The 24,655-nt window shown below is 43.6% G+C and carries 44 protein-coding genes; 38 read left to right on the top strand and 6 right to left on the bottom strand.

Going from position 1 to position 24,655, the window contains the following annotated elements; translation table 11 throughout:
• The 33 genes from BM135_RS14135 to BM135_RS14295 all read left to right on the top strand — a co-directional run.
• On the top strand, positions 1-108 hold a 108-nt coding region (locus BM135_RS14135), incomplete at its 5' end, for an EF-Tu C-terminal domain-related protein (protein ID WP_479688402.1).
• Positions 109-347: 239 nt separating this feature from the next.
• Entirely contained in the window at positions 348-542 is a 195-nt protein-coding gene (gene bfd, locus BM135_RS14140) for a bacterioferritin-associated ferredoxin (protein WP_092520661.1), read from the top strand.
• Between the two features lie 75 nt (positions 543-617).
• Entirely contained in the window at positions 618-1,094 is a 477-nt protein-coding gene (gene bfr, locus BM135_RS14145; RefSeq protein WP_092520662.1) for a bacterioferritin, read from the top strand.
• Between the two features lie 316 nt (positions 1,095-1,410).
• Positions 1,411-1,722, top strand: coding sequence for a 30S ribosomal protein S10 (gene rpsJ / locus BM135_RS14150; protein WP_001181005.1), 312 nt, complete (start codon positions 1,411-1,413; stop codon positions 1,720-1,722).
• 32 nt (positions 1,723-1,754) lie between these two features.
• Entirely contained in the window at positions 1,755-2,387 is a 633-nt protein-coding gene (rplC, locus tag BM135_RS14155; protein WP_092520681.1) for a 50S ribosomal protein L3, read from the top strand.
• 16 nt (positions 2,388-2,403) lie between these two features.
• Complete coding sequence (gene rplD, locus BM135_RS14160) at positions 2,404-3,009, top strand: 50S ribosomal protein L4 (RefSeq protein ID WP_092520682.1); 606 nt, start codon at positions 2,404-2,406, stop codon at positions 3,007-3,009.
• Positions 3,006-3,308, top strand: a complete 303-nt coding sequence (gene rplW / locus BM135_RS14165) for a 50S ribosomal protein L23 (RefSeq protein ID WP_045968045.1) — start codon at positions 3,006-3,008, stop codon at positions 3,306-3,308. Before rplD ends, rplW begins: the two co-directional genes overlap by 4 nt.
• 19 nt (positions 3,309-3,327) lie before the next feature.
• The gene (rplB, locus tag BM135_RS14170) at positions 3,328-4,152 is read left to right on the top strand and encodes a 50S ribosomal protein L2 (RefSeq protein WP_092520683.1); all 825 of its coding nucleotides are present in this window, start codon (positions 3,328-3,330) and stop codon (positions 4,150-4,152) included.
• 14 nt (positions 4,153-4,166) lie between these two features.
• A complete protein-coding gene (gene rpsS, locus BM135_RS14175) occupies positions 4,167-4,445 on the top strand; it encodes a 30S ribosomal protein S19 (RefSeq protein WP_011148791.1) in 279 nt (92 codons plus the stop codon).
• 14 nt (positions 4,446-4,459) lie between these two features.
• Positions 4,460-4,792: a 50S ribosomal protein L22 gene (gene rplV / locus BM135_RS14180; RefSeq protein WP_092520684.1), complete on the top strand. Its 333-nt coding sequence runs from the start codon at positions 4,460-4,462 to the stop codon at positions 4,790-4,792.
• A gap of 17 nt (positions 4,793-4,809) precedes the next feature.
• A complete protein-coding gene (gene rpsC, locus BM135_RS14185; protein ID WP_092520685.1) occupies positions 4,810-5,511 on the top strand; it encodes a 30S ribosomal protein S3 in 702 nt (233 codons plus the stop codon).
• Between the two features lie 12 nt (positions 5,512-5,523).
• Positions 5,524-5,934 (top strand): 50S ribosomal protein L16, encoded by a 411-nt coding sequence (gene rplP / locus BM135_RS14190; RefSeq protein WP_012990491.1) that lies wholly within the window; start codon positions 5,524-5,526, stop codon positions 5,932-5,934.
• Positions 5,934-6,125 (top strand): 50S ribosomal protein L29, encoded by a 192-nt coding sequence (gene rpmC, locus BM135_RS14195; RefSeq protein ID WP_010847484.1) that lies wholly within the window; start codon positions 5,934-5,936, stop codon positions 6,123-6,125. Before rplP ends, rpmC begins: the two co-directional genes overlap by 1 nt.
• On the top strand, positions 6,125-6,379 hold the full coding sequence (gene rpsQ / locus BM135_RS14200; protein WP_092520686.1) for a 30S ribosomal protein S17: 255 nt from the start codon (positions 6,125-6,127) through the stop codon (positions 6,377-6,379). Before rpmC ends, rpsQ begins: the two co-directional genes overlap by 1 nt.
• Positions 6,380-6,553: 174 nt before the next feature.
• Positions 6,554-6,925 (top strand): 50S ribosomal protein L14, encoded by a 372-nt coding sequence (rplN, locus tag BM135_RS14205; protein WP_010847486.1) that lies wholly within the window; start codon positions 6,554-6,556, stop codon positions 6,923-6,925.
• Between the two features lie 10 nt (positions 6,926-6,935).
• Positions 6,936-7,250, top strand: a complete 315-nt coding sequence (rplX, locus tag BM135_RS14210; protein WP_092520687.1) for a 50S ribosomal protein L24 — start codon at positions 6,936-6,938, stop codon at positions 7,248-7,250.
• 13 nt (positions 7,251-7,263) lie between these two features.
• Entirely contained in the window at positions 7,264-7,803 is a 540-nt protein-coding gene (gene rplE / locus BM135_RS14215) for a 50S ribosomal protein L5 (RefSeq protein ID WP_045968052.1), read from the top strand.
• 12 nt (positions 7,804-7,815) lie between these two features.
• Entirely contained in the window at positions 7,816-8,121 is a 306-nt protein-coding gene (gene rpsN, locus BM135_RS14220) for a 30S ribosomal protein S14 (protein WP_010847489.1), read from the top strand.
• 33 nt (positions 8,122-8,154) lie between these two features.
• Positions 8,155-8,547 carry a 30S ribosomal protein S8 gene (rpsH, locus tag BM135_RS14225; RefSeq protein ID WP_092520701.1) on the top strand — a complete coding sequence of 131 codons (393 nt, stop codon included), beginning with the start codon at positions 8,155-8,157 and terminating at the stop codon, positions 8,545-8,547.
• Positions 8,548-8,561: 14 nt separating this feature from the next.
• Complete coding sequence (gene rplF, locus BM135_RS14230; RefSeq protein ID WP_092520703.1) at positions 8,562-9,095, top strand: 50S ribosomal protein L6; 534 nt, start codon at positions 8,562-8,564, stop codon at positions 9,093-9,095.
• A gap of 9 nt (positions 9,096-9,104) precedes the next feature.
• Positions 9,105-9,458, top strand: a complete 354-nt coding sequence (gene rplR / locus BM135_RS14235; RefSeq protein ID WP_047771700.1) for a 50S ribosomal protein L18 — start codon at positions 9,105-9,107, stop codon at positions 9,456-9,458.
• A gap of 14 nt (positions 9,459-9,472) precedes the next feature.
• A complete protein-coding gene (rpsE, locus tag BM135_RS14240; protein WP_038269624.1) occupies positions 9,473-9,973 on the top strand; it encodes a 30S ribosomal protein S5 in 501 nt (166 codons plus the stop codon).
• Positions 9,974-9,978: 5 nt separating this feature from the next.
• Entirely contained in the window at positions 9,979-10,158 is a 180-nt protein-coding gene (gene rpmD / locus BM135_RS14245; RefSeq protein WP_092520746.1) for a 50S ribosomal protein L30, read from the top strand.
• Between the two features lie 3 nt (positions 10,159-10,161).
• Positions 10,162-10,596, top strand: coding sequence for a 50S ribosomal protein L15 (gene rplO, locus BM135_RS14250; RefSeq protein ID WP_092520707.1), 435 nt, complete (start codon positions 10,162-10,164; stop codon positions 10,594-10,596).
• Between the two features lie 7 nt (positions 10,597-10,603).
• A complete protein-coding gene (secY, locus tag BM135_RS14255) occupies positions 10,604-11,935 on the top strand; it encodes a preprotein translocase subunit SecY (protein ID WP_092520710.1) in 1,332 nt (443 codons plus the stop codon).
• 32 nt (positions 11,936-11,967) lie between these two features.
• Entirely contained in the window at positions 11,968-12,084 is a 117-nt protein-coding gene (gene rpmJ / locus BM135_RS14260; RefSeq protein WP_012768118.1) for a 50S ribosomal protein L36, read from the top strand.
• 148 nt (positions 12,085-12,232) lie between these two features.
• Complete coding sequence (rpsM, locus tag BM135_RS14265; protein ID WP_038240472.1) at positions 12,233-12,589, top strand: 30S ribosomal protein S13; 357 nt, start codon at positions 12,233-12,235, stop codon at positions 12,587-12,589.
• A 15-nt stretch (positions 12,590-12,604) separates the two neighbouring features.
• Positions 12,605-12,994: a 30S ribosomal protein S11 gene (gene rpsK / locus BM135_RS14270; RefSeq protein WP_002919257.1), complete on the top strand. Its 390-nt coding sequence runs from the start codon at positions 12,605-12,607 to the stop codon at positions 12,992-12,994.
• 36 nt (positions 12,995-13,030) lie between these two features.
• Complete coding sequence (gene rpsD / locus BM135_RS14275; RefSeq protein ID WP_092520712.1) at positions 13,031-13,651, top strand: 30S ribosomal protein S4; 621 nt, start codon at positions 13,031-13,033, stop codon at positions 13,649-13,651.
• 25 nt (positions 13,652-13,676) lie between these two features.
• A complete protein-coding gene (locus BM135_RS14280; RefSeq protein ID WP_038269634.1) occupies positions 13,677-14,666 on the top strand; it encodes a DNA-directed RNA polymerase subunit alpha in 990 nt (329 codons plus the stop codon).
• A gap of 40 nt (positions 14,667-14,706) precedes the next feature.
• The gene (gene rplQ / locus BM135_RS14285; RefSeq protein ID WP_092520715.1) at positions 14,707-15,099 is read left to right on the top strand and encodes a 50S ribosomal protein L17; all 393 of its coding nucleotides are present in this window, start codon (positions 14,707-14,709) and stop codon (positions 15,097-15,099) included.
• A gap of 180 nt (positions 15,100-15,279) precedes the next feature.
• Entirely contained in the window at positions 15,280-15,693 is a 414-nt protein-coding gene (gene zntR, locus BM135_RS14290; RefSeq protein WP_092520717.1) for a Zn(2+)-responsive transcriptional regulator, read from the top strand.
• 75 nt (positions 15,694-15,768) lie between these two features.
• Positions 15,769-15,981, top strand: a complete 213-nt coding sequence (locus BM135_RS14295) for an alternative ribosome-rescue factor A (protein ID WP_092520728.1) — start codon at positions 15,769-15,771, stop codon at positions 15,979-15,981.
• Between the two features lie 47 nt (positions 15,982-16,028).
• On the opposite strand, the gene trkA is transcribed toward BM135_RS14295, so the two are convergent.
• The 4 genes from trkA to def form a co-directional block, all read right to left on the bottom strand.
• On the bottom strand, positions 16,029-17,405 hold the full coding sequence (trkA, locus tag BM135_RS14300; RefSeq protein WP_092520729.1) for a Trk system potassium transporter TrkA: 1,377 nt from the start codon (positions 17,403-17,405) through the stop codon (positions 16,029-16,031).
• A gap of 93 nt (positions 17,406-17,498) precedes the next feature.
• Positions 17,499-18,788 carry a 16S rRNA (cytosine(967)-C(5))-methyltransferase RsmB gene (gene rsmB, locus BM135_RS14305; protein WP_092520748.1) on the bottom strand — a complete coding sequence of 430 codons (1,290 nt, stop codon included), beginning with the start codon at positions 18,786-18,788 and terminating at the stop codon, positions 17,499-17,501.
• Positions 18,789-18,871: 83 nt separating this feature from the next.
• Positions 18,872-19,819, bottom strand: a complete 948-nt coding sequence (gene fmt, locus BM135_RS14310; protein WP_092520730.1) for a methionyl-tRNA formyltransferase — start codon at positions 19,817-19,819, stop codon at positions 18,872-18,874.
• Positions 19,820-19,843: 24 nt separating this feature from the next.
• On the bottom strand, positions 19,844-20,356 hold the full coding sequence (gene def / locus BM135_RS14315; protein ID WP_092520731.1) for a peptide deformylase: 513 nt from the start codon (positions 20,354-20,356) through the stop codon (positions 19,844-19,846).
• Between the two features lie 133 nt (positions 20,357-20,489).
• Here def and dprA point away from each other — a divergent pair, with 133 nt between their 5' ends.
• From dprA to BM135_RS14340, 5 genes are read left to right on the top strand one after another with little or no spacing between them, the layout of a single operon-like run.
• Entirely contained in the window at positions 20,490-21,578 is a 1,089-nt protein-coding gene (gene dprA, locus BM135_RS14320) for a DNA-protecting protein DprA (protein ID WP_092520732.1), read from the top strand.
• Positions 21,579-21,638: 60 nt separating this feature from the next.
• On the top strand, positions 21,639-22,190 hold the full coding sequence (locus tag BM135_RS14325) for a DNA topoisomerase family protein (RefSeq protein WP_092520733.1): 552 nt from the start codon (positions 21,639-21,641) through the stop codon (positions 22,188-22,190).
• 1 nt (position 22,191) lies between these two features.
• Entirely contained in the window at positions 22,192-22,761 is a 570-nt protein-coding gene (gene tsaC / locus BM135_RS14330; RefSeq protein ID WP_092520736.1) for an L-threonylcarbamoyladenylate synthase type 1 TsaC, read from the top strand.
• Positions 22,762-22,767: 6 nt separating this feature from the next.
• On the top strand, positions 22,768-23,592 hold the full coding sequence (aroE, locus tag BM135_RS14335) for a shikimate dehydrogenase (protein ID WP_092520738.1): 825 nt from the start codon (positions 22,768-22,770) through the stop codon (positions 23,590-23,592).
• Positions 23,589-23,858 carry a DUF1488 family protein gene (locus BM135_RS14340; protein ID WP_092520740.1) on the top strand — a complete coding sequence of 90 codons (270 nt, stop codon included), beginning with the start codon at positions 23,589-23,591 and terminating at the stop codon, positions 23,856-23,858. Before aroE ends, BM135_RS14340 begins: the two co-directional genes overlap by 4 nt.
• Here the strand turns inward: BM135_RS14340 and BM135_RS14345 are convergent.
• On the bottom strand, positions 23,825-24,379 hold the full coding sequence (locus tag BM135_RS14345; protein ID WP_092520743.1) for a gamma carbonic anhydrase family protein: 555 nt from the start codon (positions 24,377-24,379) through the stop codon (positions 23,825-23,827). The genes BM135_RS14340 and BM135_RS14345 overlap by 34 nt on opposite strands.
• A gap of 30 nt (positions 24,380-24,409) precedes the next feature.
• A partial coding sequence (locus tag BM135_RS17225; protein ID WP_217644306.1) for a hypothetical protein occupies positions 24,410-24,655 on the bottom strand: 246 nt, incomplete at its 5' end.

Raw genomic sequence — 24,655 nt, forward strand, 5'->3', positions numbered from 1 at the left:
ATCGTTAACCTGATTGCCCCAATCGCAATGGATGAGGGTCTGCGTTTTGCTATCCGTGAAGGCGGCCGTACTGTAGGTGCTGGTGTTGTTGCTAAGGTTATTGCTTAATCTTTGATTATTAAAAGATTATGATAAAAGAGGAGCCAAGGCTTCTTTATATTTTGAGCCACCGTAATTGGTGGCTTTTTTGTTACTCAATAAAACAAAAACAATAATTGAAATGAGATTTATTTACATTTACTATTCTGTGGTATCGCTTATTTTATGAGCGTGAACAGTTTTAGGTATGGATATTTTATCTGACCTGAATATCCATCAAGAGTGTAAATAGTTAGAAGAGTGATTTTATGTATGTCTGTCTCTGCAATGCAGTAAGTGATAAAACCATACGTAATGCTGTTCATCAGCAACATATTCGTTCTATCAGAGAGTTGAGGAACTTTGTTCCTGTAGGAAGTGACTGCGGAAAATGCATACGTCAGGCACGTGAAATACTGAATGAGGAAATAGCTCTACTACCTCCAATAAATAATGTCGCTTAAAGTAAACACAATTTTCTTGCAATTACTCTGCTAAATTAGTACTACAGTTAGTTACTGGAAGCGGAGGAGCTTGCTATGAAAGGTGATAAAAAAATAATTGCACATTTGAATAAACTTCTTGGTAATGAACTTGTCGCCATCAATCAATATTTTTTGCATGCCCGAATGTTTAAAAATTGGGGACTGATGCGTTTAAACGAAACCGAGTATCGTGAGTCCATTGATGAGATGAAGCACGCAGACAAGTTTATCGAACGTATTCTTTTTCTGGAGGGAGTACCAAATCTACAAGATTTAGGCAAACTTAATATTGGAGAAGATGTAGAGGAAATGCTGCAATCTGATCTGGAATTGGAGTTACGTGGTGCCAAGGATCTGAGAGAAGCGATCTCATATGCCGATTCGGTTCATGATTACGTCAGCCGAGATTTGATGATAGAGGTACTTGCTGATGAAGAAAATCACATAGATTGGTTGGAAACCCAACTTGAATTGATAACTAGAATTGGCATACAAAATTACATTCAATCCCAACTTCGTGAAGAAGAATAGTTATAATTTAGCCGCCCTATGGTTTTATATATAGGGCGCTTTTCTGTTATTTTCCTTCTTGCCTTCCCTTCTTGTATGTACTTTTTTGAATAGATTTCACTCTTAATCTTGCTTTGTAGGTAAATCCACGTATAATGCGCAAGCTTACCTACACAAAGTAGGGCTGGTTTATTATCAGCAATGAGCGGTGAATAACCGCCATTTAAAATACCCCCGATATGGGGGTTACACATTGAACGATTACACTCCCCTATCAATCGAAATGGGTGCGAGGAGTAATTATTTACGTTTATAAAATAGTTGGAGCTCTGGTCTCATGCAGAACCAAAGAATCCGTATCCGCTTAAAAGCATTTGATCATCGTTTAATCGATCAATCAACTGCGGAAATCGTAGAGACAGCGAAGCGCACTGGTGCGCAAGTTCGTGGTCCGATCCCGCTGCCGACTCGTAAAGAGCGTTTTACCGTTCTGATTTCTCCGCACGTTAACAAAGACGCGCGTGATCAGTACGAAATTCGCACTCACAAACGTCTGGTTGACATCGTTGAGCCAACCGAGAAAACCGTTGATGCTCTGATGCGTCTGGATCTGGCTGCCGGTGTAGACGTGCAGATCAGCCTGGGTTAATCAGGTCATTGAACGATTGAGAGGTTGAAACAATGATTGGTTTAGTCGGTAAAAAAGTGGGCATGACTCGCGTCTTCACTGAAGATGGCGTTTCAATCCCTGTAACTGTTATCGAAATCGAAAATAACCGTGTAACTCAAGTTAAAAACAACGAGACTGACGGTTATCGTGCAATTCAGGTAACAACTGGTAGCAAAAAAGCTAACCGCGTTAATAAATCTGAAGCAGGTCATTTCGCTAAAGCTGGCGTTGAAGCTGGCCGCATCCTGCGTGAATTCCGTCTGTCAGAAGATGAGGCTGAGTTCACTATAGGTCAAAGCATTAGCGTTGAAATTTTCGCTGACGTTAAAAAAGTTGACGTTACTGGTACATCTAAAGGTAAAGGTTTCGCGGGTACTGTTAAACGCTGGAACTTCCGTACTCAGGATGCTACTCATGGTAACTCCTTGTCTCACCGTGTTCCGGGTTCTATCGGTCAGAACCAGACTCCGGGCAAGGTATTCAAAGGCAAGAAAATGGCAGGCCAACTGGGTAATGAACGTGTGACTGTTCAGAGCCTAGATGTAGTACGTGTTGACGCTGAGCGTAACCTGCTGCTGGTCAAAGGTGCTGTTCCAGGTGCAACGAACAGTAACCTGATCGTAAAACCGGCTGTCAAGGCGTAACGTCGAGGAGATAGGAATGGAATTGGTAATGAAAGACGCGCAAAGCGCGCTGACTGTTTCCGAAACTACCTTCGGGCGTGATTTCAATGAAGCGCTTGTGCATCAAGTAGTTGTTGCGTATGCAGCTGGTGCTCGTCAAGGTACTCGTGCTCAGAAAACTCGTGCTGAAGTTTCTGGTTCAGGTAAAAAACCATGGCGTCAGAAAGGCACTGGTCGTGCACGTTCTGGTTCTATTAAGAGTCCAATTTGGCGCTCTGGTGGTGTAACTTTCGCAGCGAAACCACAGGACCACAGTCAAAAAGTTAATAAAAAGATGTACCGTGGTGCTCTGAAAAGTATCCTGTCTGAACTGGTACGTCAAGATCGTCTGATCGTTGTCGAGAAGTTCACTGTTGAAGCGCCTAAGACTAAGTTGCTGGTGCAGAAACTGAAAGAAATGGCTCTGGAAGACGTACTGATCGTCACTAGTGAAGTTGATGAGAACCTGTTCTTAGCAGCTCGTAACCTGTACAAGGTTGACGTTCGTGATGCAGCTGGTATCGATCCTGTAAGCCTGATCGCCTTCGACAAAGTGGTTATGACTGCTGAAGCTGTGAAGCAAGTTGAGGAGATGCTGGCATGATCCGTGAAGAACGTCTGCTGAAAGTACTGCGCGCGCCGCATGTATCTGAAAAAGCTTCTACAGCGATGGAAAAAAATAATACCATCGTTCTCAAAGTTGCGAAAGACGCGACTAAAGCAGAGATCAAAGCTGCCGTACAGAAACTGTTTGAAGTTGAAGTTGAAGGTGTAAACACTTTGCTGGTTAAAGGTAAAGTTAAACGCCACGGTCAGCGTATTGGTCGTCGTAGCGACTGGAAAAAAGCTTACGTCACCTTGAAAGAAGGCCAGAATCTGGACTTCGTTGGCGGCGCTGAGTAAGTCGGAGGAGTAAAGAACAATGGCAGTTGTTAAATGTAAACCTACGTCTCCGGGCCGTCGCCACGTTGTTAAAGTGGTTAACCCTGAGCTGCATAAGGGTAAACCTTATGCTCCGTTGTTAGAAAAAAACAACAAAACTGGTGGTCGTAACAACAATGGTCGTATTACCACTCGTCACATCGGTGGTGGCCATAAACAGCATTATCGTCTGATTGACTTCAAACGTAACAAAGACGGTATCCCTGCTGTTGTTGAGCGTCTGGAGTATGATCCAAACCGTTCAGCAAACATCGCACTGGTTCTGTACAAAGACGGTGAGCGTCGTTATATCCTTGCCCCTAAGGGCTTGAAAGCAGGTGATCAAATCCAGTCTGGTGCTGATTCAGCGATCAAGGTTGGTAACGCTTTGCCAATGCGTAACATCCCGGTTGGTTCTACTGTTCACAACATAGAAATGAAACCAGGTAAAGGTGGCCAGCTGGCTCGTTCAGCAGGTGCTTATGCGCAGATCGTTGCACGTGATGGTTCTTATGTAACCCTGCGTTTGCGTTCAGGTGAAATGCGTAAAGTGTTGTCTGACTGCCGTGCTACTTTAGGTGAAGTTGGTAACGCAGAACATATGCTGCGCGTTCTGGGTAAAGCTGGTGCAAACCGCTGGCGTGGTATCCGTCCTACCGTTCGCGGTACGGCGATGAACCCAGTAGACCATCCACATGGTGGTGGTGAAGGTCGTAACTTTGGTAAACACCCTGTCACTCCATGGGGCATCCAGACCAAAGGTAAGAAGACCCGTAGCAACAAACGTACTGATCAATATATCGTACGTCGCCGTTCTAAAAAATAATTAGAGGATAAGCCATGCCACGTTCTCTCAAGAAAGGTCCATTTATTGACCTGCACTTGCTGAAGAAGGTAGAGAAAGCGGTGGAAAGCGGAGACAAAAAGCCTATTAAGACTTGGTCCCGTCGTTCAACGATCTTTCCTAACATGATCGGTTTGACCATCGCTGTCCATAATGGTCGTCAGCATGTTCCAGTTTTTGTTTCCGACGAAATGGTTGGTCACAAACTGGGTGAATTCGCGCCGACCCGTACTTATCGCGGCCATGCGGCCGATAAAAAGGCCAAAAAGCGCTAAGGTAGGAGGAAGAGATGGAAACTATCGCTAAACATCACCACGCTCGTTCTTCTGCTCAGAAGGTTCGCCTTGTGGCTGACCTGATCCGCGGTAAGAAAGTGTCGCAAGCTCTGGAAACTCTGACCTATACCAACAAGAAAGCTGCTGGTTTAGTGAAGAAAGTACTTGAGTCTGCTATTGCTAACGCAGAACACAACGATGGCGCTGACATCGATGATCTGAAAGTCACGAAAATTTTCGTAGACGAAGGCCCGACTATGAAGCGTATTATGCCTCGTGCCAAAGGCCGCGCAGATCGTATCCTGAAGCGCACCAGCCACATTACTGTGGTTGTGTCCGATCGCTGAGACTCTGGAGACTAGCAATGGGTCAGAAAGTACATCCTAATGGTATTCGTCTGGGGATTGTCAAACCTTGGAACTCTACCTGGTATGCGAATACCAAAGAATTCGCTGACAACCTAGACAGTGACTTTAAAGTTCGCCAGTACTTGAACAAAGAACTGGTTAAAGCATCTGTTTCACGTATCGTTATCGAACGTCCTGCAAAAAGCATCCGTGTGACCATTCACACTGCTCGTCCAGGCATTGTAATCGGTAAAAAAGGTGAAGACGTTGAAAAACTGCGTAAGGCTGTAGCGGGTATCGCTGGCGTTCCTGCGCAGATTAATATTGCCGAAGTGCGTAAACCTGAACTGGACGCAAAACTGGTTGCTGATAGCATCAGCTCGCAGCTGGAACGTCGTGTTATGTTCCGCCGTGCTATGAAACGTGCTGTACAGAACGCAATGCGTCTGGGCGCTAAAGGTATCAAAGTGGAAGTCAGTGGCCGTCTGGGCGGTGCTGAAATCGCACGTACTGAATGGTATCGAGAAGGTCGTGTACCTCTGCATACTCTGCGTGCGGACATCGACTACAATACTTCTGAAGCGCACACCACTTATGGTGTAATCGGCGTTAAGGTATGGATCTTCAAAGGTGAGATCTTGGGTGGTATGGCTGCAGTTGAACAGGCGGAAAAACCGGCTGCGCAACCTAAAAAGCAGCAGCGTAAAGGCCGCAAGTAAGGAGAGTCGCTGATGTTACAACCAAAGCGTACGAAATTCCGTAAAGTGCACAAAGGCCGCAACCGTGGTCTGGCTGCCGGTGCGGATGTTAGCTTCGGCACTTTCGGTCTGAAAGCTGTAGGCCGTGGTCGTCTGACTGCTCGTCAGATCGAAGCGGCACGTCGTGCTATGACCCGTGCAATTAAACGTCAAGGTAAAATCTGGATCCGTGTGTTCCCAGACAAACCTATCACCGAAAAGCCACTCGAAGTGCGTATGGGTAAAGGTAAAGGTAACGTAGAATACTGGGTTGCCTTGATCCAGCCCGGTAAAGTCCTGTATGAAATGGACGGTGTGCCTGAAGAGCTGGCTCGTGAAGCATTCAAGCTGGCAGCAGCGAAACTGCCTATCAAAACCACCTTTGTAACTAAGACGGTGATGTAATGAAAGCACAAGAGCTGCGCGAAAAAAGCGTTGAAGAGCTGAACACTGAGCTGCTAAACCTGTTGCGTGAACAATTTAATTTACGTATGCAGGCGGCAAGTGGCCAGCTGCAACAGTCTCATCTGTTGAAACAAGTGCGTCGTAATATTGCACGCGTTAAGACTTTACTGACTGAGAAGGCGGGTGCGTAATGACCGATAAAATCCGTACTCTGCAAGGTCGTGTTGTTAGCGATAAAATGGAAAAATCCATTGTTGTTGCTATTGAACGTAAGGTGAAACACCCTCTGTATGGTAAGTTCATCAAACGTACGACTAAACTGCACGTACATGACGAGAACAATGAATGTGGAATTGGTGATATCGTGGAAATCCGAGAAACCCGTCCACTGTCTAAGACTAAATCTTGGACTTTAGTTCGCGTTATAGAGAAAGCGGTTCTATAATAGAGCGTTGTCTCGTACAAAATAAACGGCTCAAAAAATAACGGGCCGTTTATTTTTCTGTCCATCGCGAAGATGTGGTGTTATAATGCCGCGCCCTCGTAGTATGGGATATTGAAACGGCTTCTTTAAAAATAAAGTGGCTCAGTAGTAGTTGACATTTAGCGGAGCACTAAAATGATCCAAGAACAGACTATGCTGAACGTGGCCGACAACTCCGGTGCACGTCGCGTAATGTGTATCAAGGTTCTGGGTGGCTCGCACCGTCGCTACGCACACGTCGGCGACATCATTAAAATCACCATCAAGGAAGCAATTCCTCGTGGTAAAGTGAAAAAAGGTGATGTCCTGAAAGCGGTAGTGGTGCGCACCAAGAAGGGTGTTCGTCGCCCGGACGGTTCTGTCATTCGCTTCGATAGCAACGCTTGTGTATTGTTGAACAACAATAGTGAGCAAGTTATCGGTACGCGTATTTTTGGGCCGGTAACTCGTGAACTTCGTAATGAAAAGTTCATGAAAATTATCTCTCTGGCACCTGAAGTACTCTAAGGAGCAGGAAATGGCAGCGAAAATCCGTCGTGATGACGAAATTATCGTGTTGACCGGTAAAGACAAAGGTAAGCGCGGTAAAGTAAAACAGGTTCTTTCTTCTGGTAAAGTAATTGTTGAAGGTATCAACTTGGTTAAAAAACATCAGAAGCCAGTTCCGGCTCTGAACCAACCAGGTGGCATTGTTGAAAAAGAAGCGGCTATTAATGTTTCTAACATTGCTATCTTTAACGCAGCAACCGGTAAGGCTGACCGTGTAGGTTTTAGATTCGAAGACGGCAAAAAAGTTCGTTTCTTCAAATCTAACAACGAAACTATCAAGTAATTTGGAGTATACGATGGCGAAACTGCATGATTACTACAAAGACGAGGTAGTCCAGAAACTGATGACTCAGTTTGGTTACCATTCTGTCATGCAAGTCCCTCGGGTCGAGAAGATCACCCTGAATATGGGTGTTGGTGAAGCGATCGCTGACAAAAAACTGCTGGATAACGCAGCAGCTGACTTGGCAGCAATCTCTGGTCAGAAACCATTGATCACCAAAGCACGCAAATCAGTTGCAGGCTTCAAAATCCGTCAGGGCTATCCAATCGGCTGTAAAGTAACCCTGCGTGGGAAACGCATGTGGGAGTTCTTTGAGCGCCTGATTTCTATTGCTGTGCCACGTATCCGTGATTTCCGTGGCTTGTCCGCTAAGTCATTCGATGGTCGTGGTAACTACAGCATGGGTGTTCGTGAGCAAATCATCTTCCCTGAAATCGATTACGATAAAGTGGATCGTGTACGTGGTTTGGATATTACTATCACCACAACTGCGAAATCTGATGATGAAGGCCGCGCACTGTTGGCTGCGTTTAACTTCCCGTTCCGCAAGTAAGGCAGGGTACTCATGGCTAAGCAATCAATGAAAGCACGTGATGTAAAACGTGCGAAATTAGCTGAGAAATTCTTCGCAAAACGCGTTGAACTGAAAGCGATCATCTCTGATGTCAACGCATCTGATGAAGACCGTTGGAATGCCGTTCTCAAGCTGCAAACACTGCCACGTGATTCCAGCCCTTGCCGTCAGCGTAACCGCTGCCGTCAAACTGGGCGTCCGCATGCGTTTTTGCGGAAGTTTGGGTTGAGCCGTATTAAAGTCCGTGAAGCCGCCATGCGCGGTGAAATCCCGGGCCTTAAAAAGGCTAGCTGGTAATTGTCACCAATTGAATCACGGGAGTAAAGACAGATGAGCATGCAAGATCCGATCGCGGATATGCTGACCCGTATCCGTAACGGTCAGGCCGCGAATAAAGTTGCGGTCACCATGCCTTCCTCCAAGCTGAAAGTGGCAATTGCCAACGTGCTGAAGGAAGAAGGTTACATTGAAGATTTTAAAATCGAAGGCGACACCAAGCCTGAACTGGAAATCACTTTGAAATATTTCCAAGGTAAGGCTGTTGTAGAAAGTATTCAGCGTGTAAGCCGCCCAAGTCTGCGCATCTATAAGAAAAAAGATGAGCTGCCACAAGTTATGGCTGGTTTGGGTATCGCTGTTGTTTCTACCTCTAAAGGTGTAATGACTGATCGTGCAGCTCGCCAGGCTGGTCTGGGTGGCGAGATTCTCTGCTACGTAGCTTAATTCGGGAGGAAAGAATGTCTCGTGTTGCAAAGGCACCCGTCGTCATTCCTGCTGGCGTAGAGGTTAAACTCAACGGTCAGGTTATTTCGATTAAGGGTAAAAACGGCGAGCTAAGTCGTACAATCCACAACGCAGTTGAAGTTAAACATGCGGATAACCAACTGACTTTCGTTCCATGCGAAGGTTTTGTTGACGCTTGGGCGCAGGCAGGTACAACTCGTTCTCTGCTGAATGCAATGGTTATCGGTGTTAACGAAGGTTTCACTAAGAAGCTTCAACTGGTGGGTGTTGGTTACCGTGCAGCAGTTAAAGGCAACGCAGTTAGCTTGTCTTTAGGCTTCTCGCATCCGGTCGAGCATCAACTGCCAGCAGGCATAACTGCGGAATGTCCATCACAAACTGAAATCGTACTGAAAGGTGCTGATAAGCAGGTGATTGGTCAGGTTGCGGCAGATCTGCGTGCCTATCGTCGTCCTGAGCCATATAAAGGCAAGGGTGTTCGTTACGCCGATGAAGTCGTGCGTACCAAAGAGGCTAAGAAGAAGTAAGGTAACACTATGGATAAGAAAGCAGCTCGTATCCGTCGTGCGACCCGCGCACGCCGCAAGCTCAAGGAACTTGGTGCAACCCGCCTGGTGGTACATCGTACCCCTCGCCATATTTATGCGCAGGTTATCGCACCAAATGGTTCTGAAACTCTGGTGGCAGCTTCTACAACAGAAAAAGCTATCAGTGAACAACTGAAATTTACTGGAAACAAAGAAGCCGCAGCATTAGTTGGTAAGATTGTTGCTGAACGTGCTCTGGAAAAAGGCATCAAAGATGTATCCTTTGACCGTTCTGGTTTCCAATATCATGGTAGAGTCCAGGCACTGGCAGATGCTGCCCGTGAAGCTGGCCTTCAGTTCTAAGGTAGAGGTGTAAGATGGCTCACATCGAAAAACAAGCTGGCGAACTGCAGGAAAAGCTGATCGCGGTAAACCGCGTATCTAAAACCGTTAAAGGTGGCCGCATTTTCAGCTTTACAGCACTGACTGTAGTTGGTGATGGTAATGGTCGCGTTGGTTTTGGTTACGGCAAAGCACGCGAAGTTCCGGCAGCGATCCAGAAAGCGATGGAAAAAGCACGTCGCAATATGAAAACCGTCGCTCTGAATAGCGGCACTCTATACCATCCAGTGAAAGGCACACACACCGGCTCTCGCGTGTTCATGCAGCCTGCTCACGAAGGTACGGGTATTATCGCCGGTGGTGCGATGCGCGCTGTTCTGGAAGTGGCTGGAGTTCGTAACGTACTGGCTAAAACCTATGGTTCCACTAACCCGATCAACGTGGTTCGTGCAACTCTGGATGCTTTAGACAGCATGAAGTCTCCAGAAATGGTCGCAGCTAAGCGTGGCAAATCCGTCGAAGAAATTCTGGGGTAATGACCATGGCTAAGACTATTAAAATCACTCAGATTCGCAGCTCAATTGGTCGTTTGCCTAAACATAAGGCAACTCTGACTGGTTTAGGTCTGCGTCGTATTGGGCATACTGTTGAGCGTGAAGATACACCAGCTATTCGCGGTATGGTCAACTTGGTTTCCTATATGGTTAAAGTTGAGGAGTAACAGATGCGCTTAAATACTCTGTCTCCGGCTGAAGGTGCCAAGCACGCATCTAAACGTGTAGGTCGTGGTATCGGTTCTGGCCTAGGTAAAACCGGCGGTCGTGGTCACAAAGGTCAGAAGTCTCGTTCTGGCGGTGGCGTTCGTCGTGGTTTTGAAGGCGGCCAGATGCCTTTATATCGTCGTCTGCCAAAATTTGGTTTCACTTCACGTAAGGCAATGATCACCGCAGAAATTCGTCTGTCTGATTTTGTTCGCGTTGAAGGCGATGTTATCGATCTGAATGCACTGAAAGCTGCTAACATTATTGGCCCTCAAATTGAATTCGCTAAAGTAATGCTTTCTGGCGAAGTCAATCGTGCAGTAACTGTGCGTGGCTTGCGTGTTACTAAAGGTGCCCGTGCTGCAATTGAAGCTGCTGGCGGTAAAATTGAGGAATAAGTAACAGATGGCTAAACAACCAGGATTAGATTTTCAAAGTGCCAAAGGCGGATTAGGCGAGTTAAAACGCAGACTTTTGTTTGTCATTGGAGCTCTAATTGTTTTCCGTATTGGCTCTTTTATTCCAATCCCTGGTATTGATGCCACTGTGCTTGCCAAATTGCTCGAGCAGCAAAGAGGCACCATCATTGAAATGTTTAACATGTTCTCTGGTGGTGCTTTAAGCCGTGCTTCTATCTTTGCACTGGGTATAATGCCGTATATTTCAGCATCCATTATTATCCAGTTGCTAACTGTGGTTAATCCTCGTTTAGCAGAGATCAAGAAGGAAGGGGAATCTGGTCGTCGTAAGATCAGTCAGTACACCCGCTATGGTACATTAGTGCTGGCAATATTCCAGTCAATCGGTATTGCTACTGGGTTGCCGAAGATGCCTGGAATGCAAGAGCTAGTGATTAATCCTGGTTTTGCATTCTATTTCACGGCTGTTGTAAGTCTGGTCACGGGAACCATGTTCTTGATGTGGCTGGGTGAGCAGATTACTGAACGAGGTATCGGTAACGGTATTTCAATCATAATCTTTGCTGGTATCGTTGCAGGACTACCTCCTGCAATTGGTCACACCATCGAGCAAGCTCGGCAAGGCGACCTGCACTTCCTCCTGTTGCTGTTGGTTGCAGTATTAGTGTTTGCCGTGACTTTCTTCGTTGTTTTCATTGAGCGTGGTCAACGTCGTATCGTGGTTAACTATGCGAAACGTCAGCAAGGTCGTAAAGTTTTCGCAGCACAAAGTACACATTTACCGTTGAAAGTGAATATGGCTGGGGTTATCCCTGCAATTTTTGCTTCCAGTATTATTTTGTTCCCTGGTACCATAGCTTCTTGGTTCGGTGGTGGAACAGGCTGGAATTGGTTGACAACTATTTCTATGTATTTGCAACCAGGTCAACCGCTTTATGTGTTATTATACGCATCTGCAATCATCTTCTTCTGTTTCTTCTACACGGCTTTGGTTTTCAATCCAAGAGAAACAGCAGATAACCTGAAGAAGTCCGGTGCATTCGTACCAGGAATTCGTCCGGGAGAGCAAACGGCTAAGTACATCGATAAAGTAATGACTCGTCTAACCTTAGTTGGTGCGTTATATATTACTTTTATCTGCTTAATCCCGGAGTTCATGCGTGATGCAATGAAAGTTCCATTCTATTTTGGTGGTACTTCCCTACTGATTGTAGTCGTCGTCATCATGGACTTTATGGCTCAAGTGCAAACTCTAATGATGTCGAGTCAATATGAGTCTGCATTGAAGAAGGCAAACCTGAAAGGATATAACCGCTAATCGGTTTGCTTGAGAAGTTACGGAGAGTAAAAATGAAAGTTCGTGCTTCCGTCAAGAAATTATGCCGCAACTGCAAAATCGTTAAACGTAACGGTATCGTTCGCGTGATTTGTAGTGCAGAGCCTAAGCACAAACAGCGCCAAGGCTAATTAATCGCATATTTTTCTTGCAAAGTTGGGTTGAGCTGGCTAAATTAGCCAGCCAATCTTTTTTATCTGACAGCAACATTGTTTGAGTATCCTGAAAACGGGCTTTTCAGAATGATGTTGCAGTGAATAAATATTGTAGGAGTGCATAGTGGCCCGTATAGCAGGCATTAACATTCCTGATCAGAAACATACTGTGATCGCATTAACTTCGATCTATGGTATCGGTAAAACCCGCTCACAAGCAATCTGTGCAGCAGCGGGTATTGCTGAAAATGTTAAGATCAGTGAGCTGTCTGAAGAGCAAATTGACAAGCTGCGTGACGAAGTTGCCAAATACGTTGTAGAAGGTGATCTGCGTCGTGAAGTAACCCTGAGTATCAAACGTCTGATGGACCTTGGTTGCTATCGTGGTTTGCGTCATCGTCGTGGTCTACCAGTTCGCGGTCAGCGTACTAAGACCAATGCACGTACCCGTAAGGGTCCGCGTAAGCCGATCAAGAAATAATCGGGGTATTGAATAATGGCAAAAGCACCTATTCGTGCACGTAAGCGTGTAAGAAAACAAGTCTCTGACGGTGTGGCTCATATCCATGCTTCTTTCAACAACACCATCGTTACTATTACTGATCGTCAGGGTAACGCACTGGGTTGGGCAACTGCCGGTGGTTCCGGTTTCCGTGGTTCTCGTAAATCTACTCCGTTTGCAGCTCAGGTTGCAGCAGAGCGCTGCGCAGAAGCAGTAAAAGAGTACGGAATTAAGAATCTGGAAGTTATGGTTAAAGGACCTGGTCCTGGTCGTGAGTCAACTATCCGCGCATTAAACGCGGCTGGTTTCCGCATCACTAATATTACTGATGTGACTCCGATTCCTCATAACGGTTGTCGTCCACCGAAAAAGCGTCGCGTTTAATACGCTTTCGTTTTTTAGGATTGTTGGAGAAAGAAAATGGCAAGATATTTGGGTCCTAAGCTCAAGCTGAGCCGTCGCGAGGGTACAGATCTTTTCCTGAAGTCTGGCGTTCGCGCGATTGACACCAAGTGTAAGTTAGAACAGGCACCAGGCCAGCACGGCGCACGTAAACCACGTCTGTCTGATTACGGTGTACAGTTACGTGAAAAACAAAAAGTTCGTCGTATTTACGGTGTTCTGGAGCGTCAATTCCGTAACTACTATAAAGAAGCAACTCGTCTGAAAGGCAACACAGGTGAAAACCTGCTGAACTTGCTGGAAAGCCGCTTGGATAACGTCGTTTATCGTATGGGCTTCGGCGCGACTCGTGCTGAATCGCGTCAGATGGTAAGCCACAAGGCTATCATGGTAAATGGTTGCGTTGTTAACATCGCTTCTTATCAGGTATCCCCGAATGACGTAGTCAGCGTTCGTGAAAAAGCGAAGAAGCAGGCTCGCATTAAAGCAGCCTTAGAGCTGGCTGAGCAGCGTGAGAAGCCAACTTGGTTGGAAGTTGATGCTGCGAAGATGGAAGGTATGTTCAAGCGTGTACCTGAACGTACTGATCTATCCGCTGACATTAACGAACACCTGATCGTCGAGCTTTACTCTAAGTAAAGCTTAGCACCAAAGAGAGGACACAATGCAGGGTTCTGTGACAGAGTTTCTAAAACCGCGCCTGGTAGATATCGAGCAAGTCAGTTCGACGCACGCCAAGGTGACCCTTGAGCCATTAGAGCGTGGCTTTGGCCATACTCTTGGCAACGCACTGCGCCGTATTCTGCTTTCGTCTATGCCGGGTTGTGCGGTGACTGAGGTTGAGATTGATGGTGTACTGCATGAGTACAGCACCAAAGAAGGTGTACAGGAAGATATCCTGGAGATTCTCCTCAATCTGAAAGGGCTGGCGGTGAAAGTTCAGGGTAAAGATGAAGTTATCCTTACTTTGAATAAATCTGGCATTGGCCCTGTGACTGCAGCCGACATCATCCATGATGGTGATGTCGAAATCGTCAAGCCGCAGCACGTAATCTGCCATCTGACTGACGAAAGCGCTTCCATTAGCATGCGTATTAAAGTTCAGCGCGGTCGTGGATATGTGCCGGCTTCTGCCCGAATTCATTCGGAAGAAGATGAGCGCCCTATCGGTCGTTTGTTAGTAGATGCTTGCTATAGCCCAGTAGAGCGTATCGCCTACAATGTTGAAGCAGCGCGTGTAGAACAGCGTACTGACTTGGATAAGCTGGTTATCGAAATGGAGACTAACGGTACAATCGATCCTGAAGAGGCGATTCGCCGTGCAGCTACCATTCTGGCTGAACAACTAGAAGCTTTCGTTGATTTACGTGATGTACGTCAACCAGAAGTTAAAGAAGAGAAGCCAGAGTTTGATCCGATCCTGCTGCGCCCTGTTGACGATCTGGAATTGACTGTCCGCTCTGCTAACTGCCTTAAAGCAGAAGCTATCCACTACATCGGTGATCTGGTACAGCGTACTGAAGTTGAGTTACTTAAGACTCCTAACTTGGGTAAAAAATCTCTTACTGAGATTAAAGACGTACTAGCTTCACGTGGACTTTCTCTGGGCATGCGTCTGGAAAACTGGCCACCAGCAAGTATTGCTGATGAATAACTAGATCACAGGTTAAGGTTTTACTGAGAAGGATAAGGTCATGCGCCATCGTAAGAGTGGTCGTCAATTGAACCGCAACAGCAGCCATCGCCAAGCTATGTTCCGTAACATGGCAGGTTCTTTGGTTCGTCATGAAATCATCAAGACGACTCTGCCTAAAGCGAAAGAACTGCGTCGCGTCGTTGAGCCGCTGATTACTCTTGCCAAGACCGATAGCGTAGCTAATCGTCGTCTGGCATTCGCCCGTACTCGTGATAACGAGATCGTGGCAAAACTGTTTAATGAACTGGGCCCGCGTTTTGCGAGTCGCGCAGGTGGTTACACTCGTATTCTGAAGTGTGGCTTCCGTGCTGGTGACAATGCGCCGATGGCATACATCGAGCTTGTTGACCGTACAGCAGAGTCTCAGACAGAAGCAGCATCTGCAGAGTAATCTGTAGAGGCGTAAAAAACCGGGTATTATCCCGGTTTTTTTATTGCCTTTTAATTAATTTCTTTCTTCTTATCATCATATTATCTTTATTAGTTGGTCTGTAAATTTTCTCATACGGATGATCTTTTAACCTATTCTGTTAGTATTGTGTTTATCTGCTACTTAATAGGAAAATTTCTTATGTATCGTATCGGTCAGTTGGCTAAATTAGCAAGTGTAACACCTGACACTATCCGCTTTTATGAAAAACAAGGATTGATGCTTCACGGAGAAAGAACGGAAGGTGGCTATAGACTTTATACCGAACAGGATCTACAGCGATTGCGTTTTATCCGTTATGCAAAACAATTAGGCTTCACACTGGAAGCAATAGTAGAACTACTATCTATTCGGGTTGATCCTGAGCATCATACATGTCAGGAATCAAAATATATTGTTGATTCTAGATTACAGGAAGTTGAAAAAAAATTATTAGAGATGCAAAAGATGCGTGATTCTTTGAAAATGTTGAGTGATGCTTGTTGTGGTAGTATGCACGTTAGTACATATTGTTCTATATTGGAAATTTTGGAAGAAGGCGCAACAAATAGATAATTTTTCTTTATTATTTCGAGAGCTAAGATTACAATTGCGCTGTTTTTAATCAAAAAATTATCTTATTCATTAATTATAGTCAGAGGTCATTTAACATATTGCCATAAAAAAGGCGTTATTAAAGATAATGCTATAGAAGCTTTATTACACGATCCTTTGTTCAGGCAGAGAGTAGAAAAAAACAAAAAGGGTAAAGGAAGCTATAGTCGTAAAGAGAAACATGGTAAAAAAGATGGTTGGAAAGCCAATAATAATAATTTTTTTAAGTTATTATTATTGGCCTTCTAACTTCTTAAGTGAACAATATTAACCTAATAAAATCTGACTTTATGTTTTTACAAGAAAAAAGGGCTAGGCTGGAAAAGCTTTTCCACTTCAGGAACGTATTTTTTGTCAGTAATAAACATGATTACATGATCACCTTGTTGAATGACACTGTGATCATTATCAATGATGACCTCTTCATTACGAACAATGGCTCCTATTGTTGTTCCTGATGGTAATTTGATATCACCTATTCTACGCCCAACAACTTTTGAAGTATGCTCATCGCCATGAGCTATGGCTTCGATAGCTTCAGCAACCCCCCTTCTTAATGAGAACACACTGACAATATCTGCTTTACGGACATGACCAAGTAGTGCTGATACTGTTGCTTGTTGAGGAGAAATTGCGATATCAATGACTCCACCTTGTACCAAATCAACGTATGCACTGCGTTGAATAAGGACCATTGCTTTTTTGGCTCCCATCCGTTTTGCAAGCATAGCTGACATAATATTGGCTTCATCATCATTTGTTAGTGCTATAAAAACGTCAACCTGTTCAATGTGTTCTTCAGCTAGTAATTCTTGGTCTGAAGCATCGCCATAAAACACAATAGTATCGTGCAATAGTTCAGCTAATTCAGTGGCTCTTTTTTGATTATGTTCAATTAGTTTTACACTGTAATCTTTCTCAAGTCGCAAAGCTAAGCCTGCACCAACATTCCCACCACCAACAATCATGATACGTTTATACGGCTTTTCAAGACGTTGTAATTCGCTCATTACTGCTCTGATATGTTGTGATGCAGCAACAAAGAAGACTTCATCTCCGGCTTCAATAATTGTTGAACTTTGCGGTCTAATAGGGCGATCTTGACGGAATATTGCAGCAACTTTGCTATTGATATGTGGCATATGTTCTCGGAGTGAGGATAAGGCATTACCTACCAGTGAACCACCATAATAGGCTTTAACTGCGACAATGCTTACACGTCCTTCAGCAAAATTAACAACTTGTAATGCTCCTGGGTATTGAATCAATTTATAGATGTAATCAGTGACTAGTTGTTCGGGAGATATTAGATAATCAATAGGAATATCATCAGGATGGAATAACTTCTCTGATTCTCGAATATATTCTTGTGAGCGTATTCTGGCGATTCTATTAGGCGTGTTAAATAGAGAATAAGCAATTTGGCATGCAACTATATTGGTTTCATCTGAATTTGTGATTGCTACTAACATATCAGCATCTTCAGCTCCAGCTTCTCTCAATACTTTCGGATGAGAACCATGACCATTCACAACTCGGAGATCGAATTTATCCTGTAACTGGCGTAAACGATCTGTATCGGTATCAACGACAGTAATATCATTGTTTTCATCAACCAAGTTCTCGGCTAATGTTCTACCAACTTGGCCTGCACCCAGAATGATTATCTTCATAGCATTTTCTTCTCGATTAGAAGCCGTCTTTTATTCGTGATATTTTAGTAAAGTTATAAAATTCTCTCGCTCAGTCGGAACGAGAGAGCGTTATCATTGCTTAGTGAGCCGGGTATAAAAGAAACCGTCGCCCCCCGTAGCTTCTGGAATAATTTGTGTTCCGAAAGTACCCGAATTATCTGTTTCTGATAATATTGCATCGGAATGACGGGCCAAAAATGCTTTTATTTGCTCACTATTTTCCTGAGGTAAAATTGAGCAAGTAGAATAAACTAGCGTACCATTTTGTTTTAAGTATGGCCAAATCTCATCAAGTATTTGAGATTGTAATGTAACTAACTGATCAATATCTTCATTTCTGCGTAGCCATTTTATGTCAGGATGACGGCGAATCACGCCTGTAGCAGAACATGGAGCATCAAGGAGAATACGATCAAATTGTTCATCAGTAGCCCACTCGTGTGGAAGACGACCATCACCTGTTTTGACAACCGCATGTAAATTAAGTCGTTGCAAATTTTCTTTCACTCGCTTAATTCGTTGTTCATCAATATCGATAGCTAGAACCTTAGATTTTGGTGCTATTTCGAGTATATGAGTGGTTTTTCCACCAGGTGCAGCGCAAAGATCTAGTATAGACTCTCCATCACATGGGTTTAATAGTTCAGCACATCCTTGTGCGGAACGATCCTGAATCGTTACCCACCCTTGATTAAATCCGGGTAATGCACTGACAGGGCAGGGGTTCAGAAGACGGATGGCACTGGAATGGTTGATATCCAACTCAGCTTTTATATTAGCTTCTTCTAATAGTGCAAGATATTCGTTAGCTGTATGATGGAATTGGTTAACTCGCAACCACATAGGTGGTTTTTGGTTGTTGGCATCCACTATGATTTGCCAATTTGTTGGATATGCTTTTTGGATTCGTTCTAGCAGCCATTTGGGATGTAGGTGCTGACTAATGTGATTATTTGCTTGTTCGATTAATACTTGTTGTTGGCGCTGAAACTGGCGAAGAACACCATTAATTACCCCTTTCAGCTGTGGTCGTTTTAAGTTAGTTGCACCATTGACGGTTTCGGCAAGTGCAGCATGCGCAGGTATGCGTGTATATATAAGCTGATATATACCAACCATGATTAGATAGTGGAAAATACGTTGTTTCCCTTTCAATGGCTTTGCCATTAATTGACCGATAAGCCACTCAAGCTGAGGTAATACCCTCATTACACCAAAACAGATCTCTTGTAGTAATGCTTTATCTTTATCGGAAACCTTTTGTTGGAGTTCAGGGATAATGGTGCTGAGGGATTGCCCTTGCTCAAGCACTTGATTGATTGCTTTTGCAGCGATACTTCTCAGGTTATATGCATTTTTCATGATATGGTCAAAAAAGCTGACTTTCGTCAGCATAATAAATAGGAAGAAGCCTAAATGCTAAAAACATGTAGGCAAAGTTAGTATCAGTTGATTTTGCTGCCAGGTGTAAACCACTCACGTTTGGAGTTTAAGAGATCGGCGGCTGACATTGCTTTCTTGCCAGGTGGTTGCAACTGAGTAATATTTAATATCCCATCTGCAGTTGCAATTTGAATACCTTTTTTATCTGCGCTGATAACTGTTCCGGGAGCATGGGTTGTTTGTTCTTTGATGGCTTCTGTTTGCCAGATTTTAACTGGTTGATCATCAATTAAGAAGAAGCTCATAGGCCAAGGATTGAAAGCACGAACACAACGCTCAATTTGGGCTGCAGGCAAATTCCAATCTATTTTTGCTTCATCTTTATTCAGTTTTTCAGCATAGGTCGCAAGTATATCGTCCTGAATTTCAGGCTGACATTTTCCTGATGTAATTAAGCTTAAAGTGTTGAGTAAAGTTCCTGGGCCAATATCAGCAAGTTTTTCGTATAAGCTGGCACTGGTGTCTTCATTTGTAATTGGGCAAATGGCTTTCAGTAGCATATCACCAGTATCAAGCCCTGCATCCATTTGCATGATCGTTACGCCAGTTTCTTGGTCGCCAGCCCAGATTGAGCGCTGGATAGGTGCTGCGCCACGCCAGCGAGGCAGCAAGGAACCGTGAACATTCAGGCATCCCAGACGAGGTATATCTAAAGCAGCTTGAGGAAGAATTAATCCATATGCAACAACGATCATAATATCAGGTTGCTGCGCCATGACCCATTGCTGGCTTTCTTCTGTACGTAAGGTTTTTGGCTGGAAAACAGGAATATCATGTTTTTCAGCCAATACCTTTACAGGACTTGGTGTCAGTTTTTTACCTCTTCCTGCTGGTTTGTCTGGCCGAGTGAGTACTCCAACAACTTGGTGTTGAGAGTTTAATAAAGCAGCCAAATGGCGAGCCGCGAAATCAGGGGTTCCGGCAAAAATAATACGTAAAGAATCAGACACTGTTATTTCCTGCGATAATAAAAATTATTTGTTTTTGGCTCTCAATCGGTCAATTTTTTCAACTTTCTGACGGATTCGTTGGCGTTTTAATGGCGATAGATAATCAACAAAGAGTTTACCAATCAAATGGTCCATTTCGTGTTGAATACAGATTGCCAGCAACTCGTCGGCTTCCAATTCAAATGGCTGACCGTGATAATCTAGGGCCTTAATTTTTACTTGTTCAAAACGGGGCACAAATCCACGCTGCTCAGGAACAGATAAGCAACCTTCTTCTATTCCTGTTTCGCCAGTTTCATCAACTAATTCTGGGTTAATAAGAACAAGACGTTGATCTCGATTCTCAGAGATATCAATGACAATAATTCTCTGATGTATATCGACTTGTGTTGCCGCTAAGCCAATACCTTCCTCTGCATACATCGTTTCAAACATATCATCAATGATCTGCTGGATTTCTGCATTGACTTTTTCTACTGGCTTGGCAACTGTGCGAAGTCGCTCGTCTGGATAATGTAATACTTGTAAAACTGACATATATGTTTAGAACTGCATCCAAAAAATGAGTGATAATTAGTGCCTATTCTAGACATTTCCCATTTAGATTGACAGTATTGAACACAAATTAATCATGAGAGTGTTTCTCTCAACTTCAAGTCAGGATGACGATATGGAAGCGATGGAAATATGGTTAAGAATGAAAATGGTTTCTCATCTTTCAGCAGAGAAGTCCATACTTATTATAGAACACCTGTTGCAAACGAAGAGTTTTAGCACATCCTCTTTAAAAGCGTGTGGGCTGTCATCTGCACAATGTTTGCAATTTACGAAAGCTAACTCTTCCGCGCTGATTTCGGCCCTCAATTGGTTAGGGCAACCAGATCACCATTTGCTGACTTTCTCTCACCCCGCATACCCACTTTTATTAAAGCAAATACACTCTCCACCCCTTGTGCTTTTTGTCGCAGGCGATGTATCGGTCTTATCTCAACGGCAAATTTCAATGGTTGGTAGTAGAGCAGCGACTTTCTATGGTGAGAAATGGGGAAAGATATTCGCGAGTGACTTAGCTAAAAATAATCTGGTAGTGACTAGTGGATTAGCGATAGGTATTGATGGCATTTGCCATCAAGCAGCATTGGATTCGGGAGGGAAAACAATCGCAGTACTTGGTAGTGGACTTGAAAATATCTACCCCAGTAGACATAAATCTTTGGCCAAACATATTAAAGAACATGGCGCATTAGTTTCTGAATTTTTTCCTGATGCTCCGCCTAAAGCTAAGCATTTTCCAAGGCGAAACCGGATCATTAGTGGATTAAGTTTGGCTCTTCTTATTGTAGAGGCCCATAAAAATAGCGGATCACTGATTACAGCTCGCTGTGCCCTTGAGCAAGGTCGAGACATTTTTGCATTACCTGGGCCATTAGGGAGTTCTGCAAACGAAGGTAACCATTGGTTGATCAAGCAGGGAGCTTATTTGGCAACGAATGTAATGGATATCATGGAACATATTGGCTCATCATTTCAATGGATTAACATCGAAGGTAAAGATCAGGAGGAGGGAAATAAACAATTTGAACAAACAGAGTTGCCATTTGTGGATGTGCTGGTTAACGTAAGTAGTGAAGTTACACCTATTGATGTGATCGCCCAGCGTTCTTCCCTACCTGTTACGGAAGTCATGACCAAATTATTAGAATTGGAACTTATGGGAAAAGTTGCTGTTGTTGCTGGTGGGTATGTCCGAACTAGTTAAGCTATTTAATTTGCGCTTTTTCCAATGTTAAGGCGATTGTCGATATTCAGTGAGTAAGATATGTCTAAGAAGGTTCCTTTTACTATAAGAGAAATAGAGCATTGCCCTGAGTGTGGTGCTGAGTTAGTGATCCGCAATGGTGCTCTCGGTCCATTTTATGCGTGTTCCAGTTATCCGTCTTGCCATTATCTTCGTCCATTGAAAGCACAGGTCGATGGACATATTGTTAAAGAGTTGGATGGACAAATTTGTCCGGAATGTGGTCTCATCCTGGTCTTACGTCAAGGGCGCTATGGCATGTTTATTGGCTGTAGTCATTATCCTGAATGTGAGCATACGGAATTAATTAATAAACCAGACGATACATCAATTAATTGCCCTCAATGCCAGCAAGGAAAATTACTCCAGCGTAAATCTCGTTTTGGTAAAACATTTCATTCCTGTAGTCGCTATCCAGAGTGTCAGTTTGCACTTAATAATAAGCCCATTTCAGGTGAATGCATGTTTTGCCACTATCCATTGTTAGTAGAAAAGCGCACTTCCAAAGGCATAACATTATCTTGTGCCAGTAAATTGTGTAGCAAGCAACAAGTTAATGAAATTGAGAAATAAAATGAGTAACGAAACCTTACCAGTATTTGATTCTATTATAACAGCTTTAAAAGAAGAAAAAGTTATTGCCTATCCGACTGAAGCTGTTTTTGGATTAGGGTGTGACCCTGATAGTGAAAATGCAGTGCAAGAGCTATTAGCGTTGAAAAATAGGCCTTGGGAAAAAGGGTTGATTCTTATTGCTGATAATTATGAGAGGCTATGTCCTTATATTGATGATGAACAGTTAAATGATATACAGAAAGAAACCATATTCTCATTTTGGCCTGGTCCTGTTACATGGGTAATACCAGCGAGAACAACCACACCAAAATGGTTGACTGGCAAGTTTTCAACATTGGCCGTCCGAGTTACAGATCACTCTTTGATTAAGCAGCTATGCTCTATGTATGAAAAACCACTTGTTTCGACCAGTGCTAATCTAAGTGGATTAGAGCCATGTCGTAGCGTGGAAGAAGTGAGGCAGCAATTTGGAACTCGTGTCCCAATTTTAGAAGGAGAAGTTGGTGGACGTAAGAATCCATCAAAAATTAGGGATGCTTTAACTGGCAAATTATATCGGCAAGGCTAGGTAATAATGGATAAATTCGCAGTTTTTGGTAATCCAATCGCACATAGTAAATCTCCTTATATTCACCGATTGTTTTCTGAACAGACAAGTATTGAGCATCAATATGGAACGGTACTTGCTCCGGTAGGAGACTTTGAACAAACCTTAGGTCATTTTTTCGAGCAGGGTGGTTTAGGGGCGAATGTTACTGTTCCCTTTAAAGAGAGAGCCTATAAGTGCTCAGATGAATTGACTGAACGGGCAAGTATCTGTGGTGCAGTTAATACATTAAAACGGATAGAGGGAAACCGACTACTCGGTGATAATACAGATGGGGTGGGGTTATTGGTGGATTTGCAGCGACTCAAATTTATCTCTCAAGGACAGAAGATCCTGATCATAGGCGCTGGTGGAGCCGCGAAAGGCGTATTATCTCCTTTATTATCATTTGGTTGCTCCATTACTATTACTAACCGTACATTTGAACGAGCCCAAAGAGTCGCAAATACATTTTCTCTACTAGGTGATATACAGGCCATTGAAATGAGTGCTCTTGGCCTTACTGCTCCAGACTTTGATATTATCATTAATGCAACGGCTTCTGGTCTTGATGGGCAAATTCCGGTTATATCACCATTGATTTTCCAAAATAATAGTGTGTGTTACGACATGTATTATCAGCATGGATTAACCCCTTTCCTTAGGTTTGCTCATCAAAATGGTGTTTCACGTTTGGCTAATGGCTTAGGAATGTTGGTAGGACAAGCTGCGTATTCTTTTGAGTTATGGCACGGCGTATTTCCTGAAATAGAACCTGTTTTAACTGCCTTAAGACGGGAATTACATGTATGAACCAATCAATTCAATTTCCTGATCGTGAAGAGTGGGATAAGATAGAAAATAAGGTGATATTCCCAGCAATGGTAAATGGTTTGCTGGTGGAATGCATGCTCAGTTCTGATGAAATAATAGAGCGTTATGGTAAAGGTCATCATCCACTTGAGCTGTTTCGCCAACATCGCTGGGATTTGGAAGAAGAGTTTGAAACGGTCATTTTGAGTGGACATGATGATCAATTTGGGCGCTATTCTTTACTTTCAGATTGTGCTGATAAATAGTTATCTTTCCAGCGAACGTAATTATTAGCGGAATAAAGGAGTCCTTCCAATTCCTCAGGTTTGAGTTTTCTCACCTGTTTGGCAGGGCTACCGACATACAGGTAGCCGCTTTCTAATTTTTTCCCTAGAGGAATTAGGCTACCGGCTCCAATTACAACATCGTCTTCAATAGTTACTCCATCCAGTAAGATGGAACCCATACCAACTAAGACTCGATTCCCAATCTTACATCCATGTAGCATTGTCTTATGTCCTATCGTGACATCTTCACCAATTATCAGTGGGAAGCCATTAGGATTATCTGGGGATTTATGGGTCACATGTAAGACAGAACCATCTTGAATATTTGTACGTGAATCAATTGAGACATAATTTACATCTCCTCTGATAACAACAAGGGGCCAGATGCTGACGTCATCTGCCAATCTGACATCCCCAATTACAACAGAAGAAGGGTCTAAAAGAACTTTTTGACCAACTTTAGGATAGAAGTTTAAGTATTGGCGCAAAACAGTGGACATAAGAACCTCAATAATAAGAGTGGATAATAATTATATAGAAATATTATTGAGGAAAAAAATGCCATGCAATGAAAATATTTGCATTAATTTTAGACTATTTGAGTGATTTTTATATTTATGAGAGCGAAAAGTATGCATTTGAAAATAAAATTCAAAAAAACTATTGCCAGCCGCCGAAAACTCCCTATAATGCGCATCCGTTGTCACGACAAACACACAAACCTGTCGGGATGACAAAGTGAAAGGCCCTGAAAAATAAGGCTTGACACTGAAGGC

Origin of the sequence: Xenorhabdus japonica, assembly GCF_900115195.1 — a bacterium.
Classification (GTDB): domain Bacteria; phylum Pseudomonadota; class Gammaproteobacteria; order Enterobacterales; family Enterobacteriaceae; genus Xenorhabdus; species Xenorhabdus japonica.